At 26.8% G+C, this 14134-nt stretch carries 12 protein-coding genes; 4 read left to right on the top strand and 8 right to left on the bottom strand.

Annotated elements, in window-relative coordinates:
- Nucleotides 1-2: 2 nt before the first annotated feature.
- From CNZW441b_RS04685 to CNZW441b_RS04655, 7 genes are read right to left on the bottom strand one after another with little or no spacing between them, the layout of a single operon-like run.
- Nucleotides 3-572, bottom strand: a complete 570-nt coding sequence (locus CNZW441b_RS04685) for a UbiX family flavin prenyltransferase (protein WP_216681263.1) — start codon at nucleotides 570-572, stop codon at nucleotides 3-5.
- Nucleotides 569-1228: a flagellar basal body P-ring formation chaperone FlgA gene (flgA, locus tag CNZW441b_RS04680; RefSeq protein WP_131163848.1), complete on the bottom strand. Its 660-nt coding sequence runs from the start codon at nucleotides 1226-1228 to the stop codon at nucleotides 569-571. Before flgA ends, CNZW441b_RS04685 begins: the two co-directional genes overlap by 4 nt.
- Nucleotides 1229-1248: 20 nt before the next feature.
- A complete protein-coding gene (locus tag CNZW441b_RS04675) occupies nucleotides 1249-2019 on the bottom strand; it encodes a MetQ/NlpA family ABC transporter substrate-binding protein (RefSeq protein WP_131165980.1) in 771 nt (256 codons plus the stop codon).
- 53 nt (nucleotides 2020-2072) lie between these two features.
- On the bottom strand, nucleotides 2073-2831 hold the full coding sequence (locus tag CNZW441b_RS04670) for a methionine ABC transporter permease (RefSeq protein WP_131165981.1): 759 nt from the start codon (nucleotides 2829-2831) through the stop codon (nucleotides 2073-2075).
- Nucleotides 2813-3823, bottom strand: a complete 1011-nt coding sequence (locus CNZW441b_RS04665; protein WP_131165982.1) for a methionine ABC transporter ATP-binding protein — start codon at nucleotides 3821-3823, stop codon at nucleotides 2813-2815. The genes CNZW441b_RS04670 and CNZW441b_RS04665 overlap by 19 nt, the downstream gene beginning before the upstream one ends.
- Nucleotides 3824-3825: 2 nt before the next feature.
- Nucleotides 3826-6438, bottom strand: a complete 2613-nt coding sequence (locus tag CNZW441b_RS04660; protein WP_131165983.1) for a valine--tRNA ligase — start codon at nucleotides 6436-6438, stop codon at nucleotides 3826-3828.
- Nucleotides 6439-6473: 35 nt separating this feature from the next.
- Complete coding sequence (locus CNZW441b_RS04655) at nucleotides 6474-7565, bottom strand: hypothetical protein (protein WP_131165984.1); 1092 nt, start codon at nucleotides 7563-7565, stop codon at nucleotides 6474-6476.
- Nucleotides 7566-7693: 128 nt separating this feature from the next.
- On the opposite strand from CNZW441b_RS04655, the gene CNZW441b_RS04650 reads away from it, so the two are divergent.
- The 4 genes from CNZW441b_RS04650 to CNZW441b_RS04635 all read left to right on the top strand — a co-directional run bounded on the left by CNZW441b_RS04650 (nucleotide 7694) and on the right by CNZW441b_RS04635 (nucleotide 12371).
- Nucleotides 7694-9709: an ATP-dependent helicase gene (locus tag CNZW441b_RS04650; protein ID WP_216681262.1), complete on the top strand. Its 2016-nt coding sequence runs from the start codon at nucleotides 7694-7696 to the stop codon at nucleotides 9707-9709.
- 50 nt (nucleotides 9710-9759) lie between these two features.
- The gene (locus CNZW441b_RS04645; RefSeq protein WP_216681261.1) at nucleotides 9760-10500 is read left to right on the top strand and encodes an extracellular solute-binding protein; all 741 of its coding nucleotides are present in this window, start codon (nucleotides 9760-9762) and stop codon (nucleotides 10498-10500) included.
- Nucleotides 10501-10606: 106 nt separating this feature from the next.
- Complete coding sequence (tpx, locus tag CNZW441b_RS04640; protein ID WP_216681260.1) at nucleotides 10607-11107, top strand: thiol peroxidase; 501 nt, start codon at nucleotides 10607-10609, stop codon at nucleotides 11105-11107.
- A gap of 109 nt (nucleotides 11108-11216) precedes the next feature.
- Nucleotides 11217-12371: an MFS transporter gene (locus CNZW441b_RS04635; RefSeq protein WP_131163856.1), complete on the top strand. Its 1155-nt coding sequence runs from the start codon at nucleotides 11217-11219 to the stop codon at nucleotides 12369-12371.
- Here the strand turns inward: CNZW441b_RS04635 and CNZW441b_RS04630 are convergent.
- Nucleotides 12361-14130, bottom strand: coding sequence for an aminopeptidase P family protein (locus tag CNZW441b_RS04630; protein ID WP_131163857.1), 1770 nt, complete (start codon nucleotides 14128-14130; stop codon nucleotides 12361-12363). The two genes, CNZW441b_RS04635 and CNZW441b_RS04630, sit on opposite strands and share 11 nt — an antisense overlap.
- Nucleotides 14131-14134 lie beyond the last annotated feature (4 nt).

Raw genomic sequence — 14134 nt, 5'->3', positions numbered from 1 at the left:
TTTTATTTTAATTTTTCCCATCTTTTATATAGATTATGTTCAATATCTAAAAGATCTAGCCATTTTCCAATAATAAAATTATCAATATCTTCTAAAGCATTTATTTTAGGATATGTGGCATAAACTGGTGGTGCTATTATAACTCCAAGAGAGCTTAATTTTGCCATGTGTTCTAAATTTAGAGTTGAAAAAGGCATTTCTCTTACAGCTAAAATTAGTTTTTTTCTTTCTTTTAGGGCAACTGCACAGGCTCTTGTAAGTAAAGTATCTGCAAATCCTGAGTGAATTTTAGCCAGTGTTGAGATAGAGCAGGGTGTAATAATGGTTTTATCAATTTTAAAAGATCCGCTTGAAACAGCTGCGCTTAAATCATCATCATCAAAAAAAAATGTTTTTTTAAATTCTTCTTTACATAAAAGTTCTAAATCTTTGCAATTTTCACTATAGAAACTTAATTTTGCTCCCTTGGTTAAAATGCAAAATGTTTCAAATGGTTCTTGTTCTAAATGTTTAAGTAGCTTAAGGCCTAGATTGACATTGCTAGAGCCTGAAATTCCTAATAAAATTTTCATTGTAAGAGTATCCTATTTTTTCCATTTACTATACCTTGCATTACTTTGCCTTCTTTATTTTTAACTTTTATTCTTTCTCCTAAGTTTGCACTTTCTAATGCAATCAGTTCTATTTCTATATCTACATTAGAATCTCTTAAAATACCTATAACCGGATCATTTCTTTTAATCAAAGCATTGATTTTAAACATATTTCTTTTTAAAATTGTATTTTTATTTATATTAACTTTAGCTATTAAATTTTTTGCTTCTTCTATACTTAGGGCATTTATGGGAATTTTATCAAAATCCATTGAAACTTTATTAAAATCCAAAGGACTTAATTTCTCTCCTTTGAGTATAGGTTTTTTTGATTTTAAAATTTCAATATTTGCATCAACAAAATAACGAAAAAAAATATTTTTTTGTATATTTTTTGGCGTCTTAAATTCGGCTCTTAAGAATCCTTGAGCTTTATTAAATTTTGCATTAGCCAATCTTAAAAATTCGTATTGATCAAAATCTTTAGGTAAGGGTGTATCCATAATGTCAATTTTAGTAATAGAGATATTACTAAAATTATTTTGTAATTCTTTGCTTAGGGCTAGTTTGACTTTTTCTATATTGTTTGCAAAGCATAAATTAAAAATACAAATAAAAAAAAATATTTTTTTCATTTTAAAATTTAGAATATTTTTTAAAATGCTGGAATAATGGAACCATTATATTTTTCTAAAATAAATTGTTTTATTTTATCACTTTGAAGAGCTTGGATTAAAGCTTTGATTTTAGGATTGTTTTCATTTCCTTCTTTAACAACTATAATATTTGCATAAGGATTATTTTTATCTTCAATTAAAACAGAATCTTTTAAAGGATTTAATCCGGCTGATAAAGCATAGTTTGAATTAATAACTGCAAAATCAACATCGCTTAAAGCTCTTGGAAGTTGCGCTGCTTTTAATTCTATAAATTTTATTTTTTTAGGATTATTAATAATATCAAGTGGAGTTTTTAAGACAGAATCTTTGAAAGAAACTAATCCAGTTTTGCCAATAAGATCTAAAGCTCTACTTTCATTGGTAGGATCGTTTGGAATGGCAATTTTAATTCCTTCTTTAATATTGTTAAAATCTTTATATTTTTTAGAATATACTGCCATAGGCTCTATGTGAATGGTTGCTACTTTAACTAATTTTGTTTTTTTAATATTGTTAAATTCTTTTAAATAAGGTTCGTGTTGAAAAAAATTTGCATCAATTTCATTTGCATTAACGGCTAAATTAGGCAAAACATAATCGGTGAATTCTTTGATTTCTAATTTATAACCTTGTTTTTCTAGTTCAGGTTTAATTTGTTCTAAAATTTGCGCATGTGGAACAGGAGAAGCCGCAATGCTTATGGTTTCGGTTGCATTAAGATTGAAATAAGTTAAAAAAAATAATAATATTAAAGCTTTTAATTTCATTTTTTTCCTTGATGTTAAATTTCAAAATTATAAAAAAGTTAAGTAAATAGGCATTATTTTTTGCTTAGTTTATATAATAAATTTCCTATTATTTGAACTGCTTGAACTAAAACAAGTAAAATAATGATGGTTTGAAGCATTATTTCTGTATTGAAGCGTTCATAGCCATAACGAATAGCTATATCTCCTAATCCACCACCGCCAATAGTTCCAGCAAGTGCTGAAAACCCTATGGTGAAAATTAAAGTTAAAACTATACTATTTATAATATTTGGCAAGCTTTCTACAAAAATGATTTTAAAAATGATTTGTAAATTAGTAGCTCCGTAAGATTTGGCTGCTTCTATAGTTGATTTATCAACTTCTTTAAAAGCACTTTCAAGCATTTTAGTTAAATAAGGTGCTATACCTATAGATAAAGGTACAATTGCTGCACTTGTTCCTATACTTGTTCCTATTATAATCTTTGATAGAGGTAAAAGAACGATGATAAGTATAAGAAAAGGAAAAGCACGTAAAGTATTAATAAAAAAATCTAAAATTCTATAAAAAACAATATTTTCTTTTAGGCCATTTTTATCATATAAAGTGAGTAAAATAGCAGGAATTATAGCCAAACAAAATCCTAAAAAAGTTGCCATAAAACTCATATAAAGGGTTTCATTTAATGCTGTTTTTAAAATATTTTCAAAATTTATTGGAAAAGTTTTAAAAGTATTGATTAAAGTTGTATTGATACTTTCAAAAGAAAATTCATCACAAAATTGCTTTATTCTGTCTAAAAAACCTTCATTCAAGATACTATCTCCCATAAAACTTTGCTTTTTTCAATATAATCTAATACTTTTTCTTTATCTTTTTGATTTATATTTATCACTAAATTACCTAAAGCATTTCCATTTAATTTTTCTATTTTACCCCAAACTATATTAAAATCAATATCAAGTGTTCTTGCCATATGAGTAATTATGCTTTTTTGGGCGATTTCTTTTGGAAAATAAAGTTTGATATTTAAACCATTATCTGGTAAAAAATCACTTTCTCCTAAAAATTCTTTCATTTTGTGATTTGGTTTTAAAAAAAGCTCATCAATTAAGCCTTCGCCTATAACTTTGCCTTTTTCAAGCAAGATAGCCTTTTGTGCTACTTCTTTTACAACATCCATTTCATGAGTTACTAAAACTATGCTTATATGTAATTCTTTATTGATTTTTTGTAAAAGTTCTAAAATATTTTTGGTAGTATTTGGATCAAGTGCAGAGGTTGCCTCATCGCTTAAAAGGATCTTAGGATCAAGTGTTAATGCTCTGGCTATAGCTACTCTTTGTTTTTGTCCCCCACTTAATTCTTTGGGATAAGCTTTACTTTTTTCTAGAAGTCCTACTATATCCAAAAGTTTATTAACTTTAGCCTGAACTTCATCTTCGCTCATAAAATCTTTTTTAAAAAGCTTAGCATAAAATCTACTTTGACTATAATGTGTTCTTAAAGGTATTGCAACATTTTCAAAAACATTTTTTCTATTAATCAAAGCAAAATTTTGAAAAATCATTCCTATATTTTTTCTTAAAAATCTAAGTTTTTTTGGATAATTTTGTTTTAAATTTGAAATTTCTTCCCCTAAAACTTCTAAACTTCCTCCCTGATAGTCTTCTAATCCGTTTATACATCTTAAAAGAGTTGATTTTCCTGCCCCGCTATGTCCTACTATAGCATAAATTTCTCCTTTTTTTATTTGCAAGGAGATATCGTTAAGAACTAAGTTTTGTTCATAATATTTTTTTAAATTTGTAATTTTTATCAAAATCAACCTTTTAAATTTTTTAATTCTGAGTCAATCTTTTGAAGTTGTTCTTTTAAATTTATTGAAATATTAGTATTTTGTTCAATAATATTTTTTGGAGCATTTTTAAGAAAATTTTCATTTGAAAGCATAGAATCTAACTTCAAAAGTTCTTTTTGTAGTTTTGATTTTTGATTTTCTAGCCTTTGGATTATAGCGCTTAAATCAATATTATCTAGAGTGATAAAAATTTCTAAATTTTCGCTGACATCACAAACAGAATTTGGTATTTTTGTATCGGTAAATTCAATTGATTTGCATTTGGCTAAATTTGTAATAAAGTGAGAATAAGGCTCTAATTTATTTTTTTGTTTTGTATTGTTTAGTTTTATAAAAGCTTTTTCAATTTTTGAGTTTCCTAGCTCTATCAAGCTTTTTGCACGACGAATGCTTACTATGCTTTCTATGAGTAAATTAAAAATTTCTTTAATTTCTAAATTTTCTTTATCAAAAGTTGGATAGGCACTTATCATAATAGAAGAAGTGTTTTCAAGATCGCTTTTGCTGAGTTTGTGATATAAGTATTCGCTAATAAATGGCATAAAAGGATTTAAAGCTTTTAAGGCTTCTTTAAAGATGCTTCCTAATTCTTTAATGCTTGATTTATCCGCTTTGCTAAGTTCTATACCCCAGTCGCAAAAATCATTCCAGAAAAATTTATAAAGTATATTAGCACTATCGTTAAAGCGATATTGTTCTAAATTCTCTCTTAAATTTTTAATACATTCTTGAAACCTTGTATAAATGTAAATTCCAAGATCGCTTTTTAATTCTATATCTTTTAAATCTTCAAATTTATTTTGATTTAAAAGTAAGTAATTGCTTGCATTGTAGAGTTTATTGGTAAAATTTCTAACTTGCAAAAGCTTATCATTGCTTAGTTTTATATCTCTTCCTTGTATAGCAAGAAGTGCTAAGGTAAAACGTAAGATATCAGCACTGTATTCTTTGATGCACTCATTTGGATCAATCACATTACCCAAGCTTTTACTCATTTTTCTGCCTTGCTCATCTTTAACAAGGGCATGTAAGTAAATATCTTTAAAAGGTAGCTTATCAAAAACATTGCTACTTTGAAACATCATTCTTGCTACCCAGAAAAATAAAATATCAAAACCTGTGATTAATAAAGAATTAGGATAAAATTCATTTAAATCTTCTTTATTCCATAATTTTCCTTCGCCCCAGTGTTCATTACCCCAGCCTAAAGTGCTAATAGCCCAAAGTCCTGAAGAAAACCATGTGTCTAAGACATCTGGATCTTGGGTTATATTTTGACTATTGCATTTTGGGCATTGATTTGGTTGTTCTTGGCTTGCCCACTCATGAGAACATTCACAATAATAAACAGGAATTTGGTGCCCCCACCATAATTGTCTTGAAATGCACCAATCTTTTAAATCTCTCATCCATGCGTTAAAGCTATTGATCCAGTGTGAAGGATAAAATTCGCTTTCTTTTAGATTGATCTTTTCAATACTTTTTTGAGCAATTTCTTTTTTAACAAACCATTGTTTTGAGATATAAGGTTCTACTACATTGTTACATCTATAACAATATCCTACTTGATGAGTATAATCTTCTATTTTATCAATAAAACCTAAATTTTGTAGTTGATTTACGATTTTTTCTCTAGCTTTTAATCTTTCTAAGCCTTGAAATTCTAGGCAATGTTCGTTTAAGATACCTTTTTCGTTAAAAATAGTAATAAATTCTAAATTATGTCTTTTGCCAATTTCATAATCATTTATATCGTGGGCTGGAGTGACTTTAACTATACCTGTTCCAAAACTTGTATCAACATAATCATCAGCAATTATTTTAAGAGTTCTTTTACAAAGAGGTAAAATAACTTCCTTTCCAATGAAATTTTTATAACGTTCATCATTTGGATTTACCATTAAAGCACTATCGCCAAATAAAGTTTCAGGTCTTGTGGTTGCAATTGTAACAAAATCATTGCTATCTTTTAAAAAATATTTTATATAATAAAGTTTACCTTTTGTTTCTTTATAATCTACTTCAATATCACTTAGAGCACCATCATGTGTACACCAATTAATCATATAATTTCCGCGTACAATAAGCTTTTTATTATAAAGATCTACAAAAGATTTTTTTACCGCATTAACAAGTCCTTCATCCATTGTAAAACGTAAACGAGACCATGCTGGAGTAATACCTAAGGTCCTCATTTGATTAAGAATTTTATCTCCGCTTTGTTCTTTCCATTCCCAAACTTTTTCTATAAATTTTTCCCTACCTAATTCTTCTTTTGTGATGCCTTGAGCAAGAAGTTGTTTTTCTACAACATTTTGAGTGGCAATGCCAGCATGATCAAGTCCAGGTTGATAAAGAACTTTATATCCATCCATTCTTTTATAGCGTGTGATAATATCTTGTAAAGTAAAAGTTAATGCATGTCCTATATGTAAAACTCCTGTAACATTAGGAGGAGGCATCATAATGCAAAATATTTTCCCATTTTTTTGGATAGCTTTATTTGAGTCAATCTCAAAATAACCCCTCTCTTCACAAATTTGATAATATTTTTTTTCTAAATTTTTATCATACATTATTTGCCTTTGACGTTTTGCTTAAAATTCTATGATTATATAGAAGAAATTTCTATAATTTCACAAAATGGAAAAAAGTACTGAGCTGTGTTGAGTCCAGTTTTTAAACTTTTAATATGTTTTGAAAACTCACTTCCTTTACCTTCTTTTTTAATTTGAAGTTTAAGTCTTTCCATAATTTCTTCGCGTGCTACGTGTTGGTTTAATTCATTTAAATTGTTTAAATAAGGGCTTAATTGATTTAAATTGATATATTTGTAAGATTTTTTCATATCTGAAAAAATAATTTCTTTATTATAAATGGTTAATTTCATTTCTCCTTTTGGTAACATTTTTACAAAAACGCTTAAATAATAATCTTTAGAATTATCTTTTATAGAGTTTAGCATATCTTTTAAAAGGTTGATTCTATATTGACTTAGAAATTTTCCATCTAGAATATAAACTTTCATATTTTCTGTGCTAAGTTCTGGTTCTAAGCGACTGTTTTTTCCTATACTTAGATATTCTCTAGCTGTATTTAGATATTTGTTTTTATTTGATTTATTTGATTGAAGTTCTTTTTTTATAGCTTTTTCTCTTTCTAGGATTTTTTGTTGTTTGCTTATCTCTTTTTTAAGAGCTTCTATTTTGGTTTGTTTATCTTGTTGTAATTGTTGAGAATCTTTATTTGTAGTTTTAATGCTTTGATTATTCTCATTTGTTGTTATTGTGTTGCTTATATTATTGTCTGTATTTAAATTTTCATTATTTTTATTTATGGTAGTAGTGTTAGTTGTGATATTGTCATTTATGCTTTTGTTGTTTTCATTATTTTCACTTGTTGAAACTATATCGCTTGCATTATTATTTGAATTTTGATTTATATTTGGCGAGCTTGTTTCTTGTTTTTGTATAATGTTATTATTAGTGTTTGTGTTATATGAATTGTTGTCAATTTTGCTTGTACTTGATGAATAAGAATTATTGTAATTATTAGAGTATGATTTTTGTTCAGAATAAGAATTGCTATTTAAAGTATAATTTTTTGGCTTTGAGTATTCAAAAAGATAATAATAAGTTCCGCCAAGTATTGCGATAATAGTAATTAATATACCAACAATAATAGAAAAAATTTTAAAATTCATTTTGTTATCCCTTAGATAGAGTTATTAATATAGTTTGATATTGTACTATAATCTAATATAAAGTAATTTTAAATTTTTATGTTTTTAAGTAATTTTTTTTTATAATTTTAACTTTTATAAGGAAAATAATGCCGCTTTCAAAGTTAAATGATGAACAATATCTTGCTGCTACTACTAATTTTGGACATAATCTTATCATAGCAAGTGCAGGAACAGGAAAAACTTCTACAATTGTTGCAAGAATAGCTTATCTTTTAAAGCAAGACATTCAACCTGAAAAGATTATGCTTTTAACTTTTACAAATAAAGCAAGTAAAGAAATGATAAAACGTTTGGAAAAATTTTTTGATAAAAGTATCACAAAAAGAATTTTGGCAGGAACTTTTCATGGTGTAGCATATTCTTTACTTAAGCAAGAAAATAAAGATATACTTTTAAAGCAAAGTTCGGAATTAAAAATTTTACTTAAAAGCATATATGAAAAACGAACTTTTTCTCATTTAAGTGATATTAAGCCTTATCAATCAAGTTATCTTTATGATGTGTATTCTTTGTTTCAAAATAAAGCTTTTATGCAAGAATTTTATTATTGGTTTTGTCAAAATTATGAAGAACAAAGTATTTATGCTGAAATTTATGAAGATATTCTTAAAGAATATGAAGAAGAAAAAAAACGTTTTAATTATGTTGATTTTAATGATTTATTGATACATCTTAAAGAACTTATTAAAAATAAAAAATTTGAATTTGATGAGATTTTAGTAGATGAGTATCAAGATACTAATGCTTTGCAGAGTTCTTTAATAGAAGCTTTTTTATCAAAAAGTTTATTTTGTGTTGGAGATTATGATCAAAGTATTTATGCTTTTAATGGAGCTGATATTAATATTATAGGAGGATTTAAAGAACGTTTTAAAGATGCAAAAATCTTTTCTTTAAATAAAAATTATAGATCATCTAGAAGTATTCTAGCTTTAGCAAATAAGGTTATTTTAAATAATGAAAGACTTTATCCTAAGGAGCTAATTGTTACTAGAGATGATGAATTTAAGGCTCCGACTTTATTAAAATTTGAAGATTTAATTGAGCAATATCAAAATATTGCAAAGATGATTTTAACTAGCGGTGTTTCTTTGGAAGAAATTGCAGTTATTTTTCGTAATAATTCTAGCGCTGATGGTATTGAGATAGCTTTAAAAGAACAAGGAATTGCTTGTGTTAGAAAGGGAAGTGCTAGTTTTTTTGAAAGCTTAGAAGTGAAAGCTTTTTGTTCTTTTCTTTCTTTAATTGTAAATCCTAAGGATATTATGGCTTTTATCCATCTTATAAGCTATTCTAAAGGTGTAGGGGGAGTTTTAGCAAAAGAGATTTTTGACTCATTGTTAAAACTAGGGCATGGAAATTTAATCAAGGGTTTTTTAAAGCCTGATAAAAATATTAATCTAAGCACTTCTGTAAGGAAAAGCTATGATCTTGGTCTTTTTTCAGACTTCAATGAGCTTGCTAATGAAAATCGTTTTGATTTAGAAAGTGAGTTTAACCACCATCCTATATTAAAACTATCTAAAATTACAAAAGAATGTGCATTAAATTTAGAGAGACTTTATCTTTTTTTGAAAAATACACAAGAGCAAAAACATGCTATAGAAATAATCCATTTAATTTGCAAAAATTCTTTTTTTCTTGAAATTTGTGAAAGACTTGCAAATAAAAGAGCAACCAATAAAGATGGACAAATTGATCTTTTAAGAAAAAAAGAGAATTTAGAAAAAATTGATGCAAAGATTTTTATTTTAAAAGATTTAGCAAAAAAATATTCAGATATTTATAAATATTATAATTTTTTAGCCTTAGGTTCTAATGAAATGAATAATGGAAAAGGTGTTAATTTATTAAGCATACATGCGAGCAAGGGACTTGAGTTTGATTTAGTCTTTGTAATAGATTTGGCACAAGGACGTTTTCCTAATCAAAAACTTATTTCAATGGGGGGAAGCTTAGAAGAAGAAAGAAGATTATTTTATGTTGCTGTTACTAGAGCTAAAAATATACTTTATTTAAGTTATGCAAAATATGATAAAAATAAAAAAACTTCTTTTGCTCCTTCTTGTTTCTTATTTGAAGCAGGACTTTGCAAGGATTAGTTAATTATAACTCGATAAAATCTTGTTTTAAATATTAATGAAAGGTTTAAATGAAAAAAATAATTATTTCAAGTTTAATAGTGGCAAGTTTTTTAAATGCTGAAATTTTAGTCTATGGTCCAGGAGGTCCAGCGCCTGTTATAAAGGAACTTGCAAAAAAATTTGAAGAAAAGACAAAAGAAAAAGTTACTGTAATTGCGGGTCCAACTTCATCTTGGATTGATAAAGCAAAAGAAAATGCAGATTTGATTTATTCTGGTAATACTTCTATGATGGATGATTTTATTAAAAAAATTCCAAATTTGAGTTTGGAAAATTTAAATGTTTTAAATGTGCGTCCTTCAGGAATGATTGTGCGTCCAAATAATCCAAAAAATATTAAAAATTTTGATGATATTTTAAAAGATGGTGTCAATATAATGGTTGTAGACGGAGCTGGACAAGTAGGGCTTTATGAGGATATGGCTTTAAAAAGCGGCAAAAGAGAAAATCTTGTAAAATTGCGTAAAAATATTAAAATTTATGCTAAAAATTCTAAAGTCGCAATAGATGAATGGAATAATAATCAAGATATCGATGTTTTAATTATTTGGTCTCATTGGGCCAAGGCTTTAGGCGATAAAGCTTTATTTATAAAAGACAATAAAGTGGTAATTTATCGTGCGGCTGAAATAGCTCCAACCCAAAAAGGACTTCAAAATAAACAAGCTTTAGAATTTGTTAATTTTATACAAAGCAAAGAGGCACAAAAAGTATGGAAAAAATATACTTGGAGAGCTGTAAAAAAATAATTATTTAAAAAAAAGATAAATATTAAAAATAATTAAATTTATTTAAGATATAATTACTCTTAAAACATTAGATTAATTATGTTTTATTTTATAAAAAGGATAAATTATGAATTCAGTAAATTTCAAAGGTAGTTTAGTAAAATTAAAAGGCGATGCTTTAGAGGTAGGCGTAGCTGCACCAAAAGTAAAACTTAAAGCAAAAGATTTAAGTGAAGTTATTATAGCTGAAGAAGGAAAAACTCAGATTGTTTTAAGTCTCCCAAGTCTTGATACTCCAGTTTGCGCCACAGAAGCAAGAGAATTTAATCAAAAAATAGCTTCTTATCCAAATGCACAAGTTATAGTTGTAAGCATGGATCTACCCTTTGCAATGGGAAGATTTTGCTCTACAGAAGGAATTGATAATATTATAGTAGCAAGTGATTTTGTTGCAAAAGAATTTGGAGAAAAGTATGGTGTTTTAATTGCAGATGGTGCTTTAGAGGGTCTATTGGCTAGAGCTGTGTTTGTAATCAAAGAAGGTAAAATTGCTTATAAAGAATTAGTAAATGAAATTACAGAAATGCCAAATATTAAAGAATTAGATGCTTTCTTTCAAAATAATTAAATAAAAATTTAATTTATATGTTTTATTAATATCATATTAATAAAACATATTTAAGTTATTTTAGATAAAATTGCCCCTTTGAACCTTTAAATGATTGCGATATTATTCTATGTACAAAAAAATTTTTTGGCTTAATTTTTTTATAGTTATTGCTATAGCTTTTAATTTAAGAGCTCCTATAACTTCTATAGGTCCTGTTGTTGATACAATTAAAGAGTATTATTTTCTTAATTCTACCTTGGCTGGTATGCTTACCACTTTGCCTTTGTTTTCTTTTGGAATTATTTCTTTTTTTGTTGGATATTTTTCGCCTTTAAAAACTATGATAATTGGGATAATTCTTATTTTTATAGGAGAATTTTTAAGATCTTATACTGGATATTTTGGATTGTTTTTAGGTATGTTGCTTGTAGGTTGTGGTATCGCTATTGCTAATGTATTATTGCCAAGTTTTATAAAAGAAAAATTTCCTAATAAAATTTCTTCCATGATGGGTGTTTATAGCCTAATGCTTAGTATTTCTTCTATAGCTGGTATTTTTTTGGCTATTCCTTTGCTTGATTTTTTGGGTATAAAGAGCTCAATGGCATTTTGGATGATTTTTGCTTTGTTGGCTTTAATTATTTATTATCCTCAAGCAAAAAATGGTCGTTTTTTGCGTTCTAAAAAGAAAATTAAAAAAAATATTAATCTTTTTAAAAATTCTACAGCCTGGAAAGTTACTTTTTTTATGGGGTTGCAAAGTTTTTTAGCATATAGTATTTTTTCTTGGTATATTCAATTTATTATAGAAAAAGGATATTCTAAAGAATTTGCTACACATATGATATTATTTGCTCAAATTATTGCTGTACCTGTATCTTTATTTGGACCCTTGCTTTTAGGGAAAATTAAACCGCATTTTCATAGTATTTATATAGCTATTTTATGTACTTTGTATGTTATACCATTTGCTTTATTGTTCTTTTTTAATGGCAAAGAGATAATGATTTTAAGTTCTTTTTTTATAGGTTTTCCTTGGGGTGGCGTTTTTGGAATAGCTTTACTTTTTATAGCTCAAAAAAGTTCTAGCACACAAATTGCAACTAAACTTTCTTCTTTTGCGCAAGGTTTTGGATATCTTATAGCAGCACAAGCTCCTTGGTTAATAGGATTTATGCACGATAAATTTGGAAATTTTCAAAGTTCTATATTAATGCTTTTATTTGTGAGTATTTTGGTTAATATTTTTGGCTATTTAAGTTTAAAAAGTTCTAAAATTTAATAGGAGCTGTTTTTTTCTTTAGCCATTTTAGTTCTTTTACTTGAAGCTTTTTATGAAGTTTTTTGTAAACTTCTTTGTGATAATCATTAAGCCACTTTTTTTCTTTTGAATTTAATAATTTTAAATCAATGCATTTTTTTTCAAAAGGAAAAAGAGTTAGAGTTTTAAAATATAAATAATCTCCAAATTCTTGTTCTTTTGGTTTTTTAACATCTAAAATAATAGCTAAATTTTCAAGTCTTATCCCCCATTTATCTTTTCTATAGATACCAGGCTCCAAAGAGCTAATCATACCTTTTTTTGTCTGATGTTTAAAAGAAGGCATAGTTGTATACGAAAGATTTTGTGGACCTTCATGAACGCTTAGAAAATATCCAACCCCATGACCACTTCCGTGATTATAGTTTATTTGTTGTTGCCATAAAGGTTTTCTTGTAATGCTATCAAGTAAAGGCATAGAAATATTTTTTGGAAAAATAGTAGTAGAAATTGAAATTAATGCCTTTAAGATCAAAGTATAATCTTTTTTTTGTTTAGCACTGATTTTTCCAATAGGAAAAACACGTGTAATATCTGTTGTCCCGTTTAAATATTGACCCCCAGAATCAATTAATAATAAGCCATTTTCTTTGATTAAAGATGAATTCTTTTCATCTGCTTTATAATGAATAATTGCCCCATTAGCATTAAAGCCTACAATATTGGCAAAACTATCGCTAATGTAATAAGGACTTTTAGAGCGAAATTCACTTAATTTTCTTCCGATTTCAAATTCATTAAAACCTAGATGGATATTTTCTTCAAACCAAGAACAAAAACGACAAAGTGCTATACCATCTTCTATCATTGCTTTTTTAATGCAAGAGATTTCTTTTTCATCTTTGCATGATTTTAAATATGTGCTTGGATTTAAATCCTGTATGATTGTGATATTTTTTAGATCTTGAAGAAAAAAAGATGTTGTTTTATTAGGATCTATTAAGAGTGTTGTATTTTTTAGATTTTTGAGTTCTTTGTATATATTCTCATAGTTTTTAAGAATAATGCCTTCATTTTGTAGCTTATTTTTTAAAAAATGATTGAGTTTTTCTGGATTAATAAAAAATAAAATCTGCTGTTTTGTAATAAGCAAAAAACTAAAGAAAAGAGGGTTAAATTCTATATCTTTGCCTCTTAAATTTAAAATCCACGCTATATCATCAAGACTAGAAATAAAATGCGCATCAGCTCTTAATCGTTTCATTTCTTTGCGAATAAGAATAATCTTATCTTCTCTTGATAAAGAATAAAATTTTTTAGGATGCTCATAAATACTATAAGTTGGAAGTTCTGGTCGATTGATCCAAATTTTAGAAATTAAATCACTATGTATTAAATTGCAATATTTTTTTAAATCATTTTCAAGTGCTAAAGGAAGAGTTTTAAAATCAATGCCTATAGTTGTTTGAGGGTTACAGTATTCTTTTATCCAGTCTTTAAAAGTATGATTTGTATCTTGTTTTTTTAAAATAACCCCACTTTCTTTAAGTTCTTTTTGTGCTTGAAGCCAATATCTTCCATCTGTCCATAAAAATGCCTTATCATGTGTGAAAATAAGCACCCCATAAGAGCCTTTAAAACCACTCATAAAAGATATACATTGATAATGTTGTGTTAAATATTCTGATAAATGAGGATCAGAATTTAAAACTATATAAATATCGATTTTATTTTCTATCATGCTTTTTTGTAGTAGGCATATTTTTTGTTTATAAGTCATTGTC

The sequence above is a fragment of the Campylobacter novaezeelandiae genome (genome assembly GCF_018968685.1).
Taxonomy (GTDB): domain Bacteria; phylum Campylobacterota; class Campylobacteria; order Campylobacterales; family Campylobacteraceae; genus Campylobacter_D; species Campylobacter_D novaezeelandiae.
The sequence above is the reverse complement of the archived record's forward strand: the minus strand, read 5'-3'. Positions and strand labels throughout refer to the sequence as shown.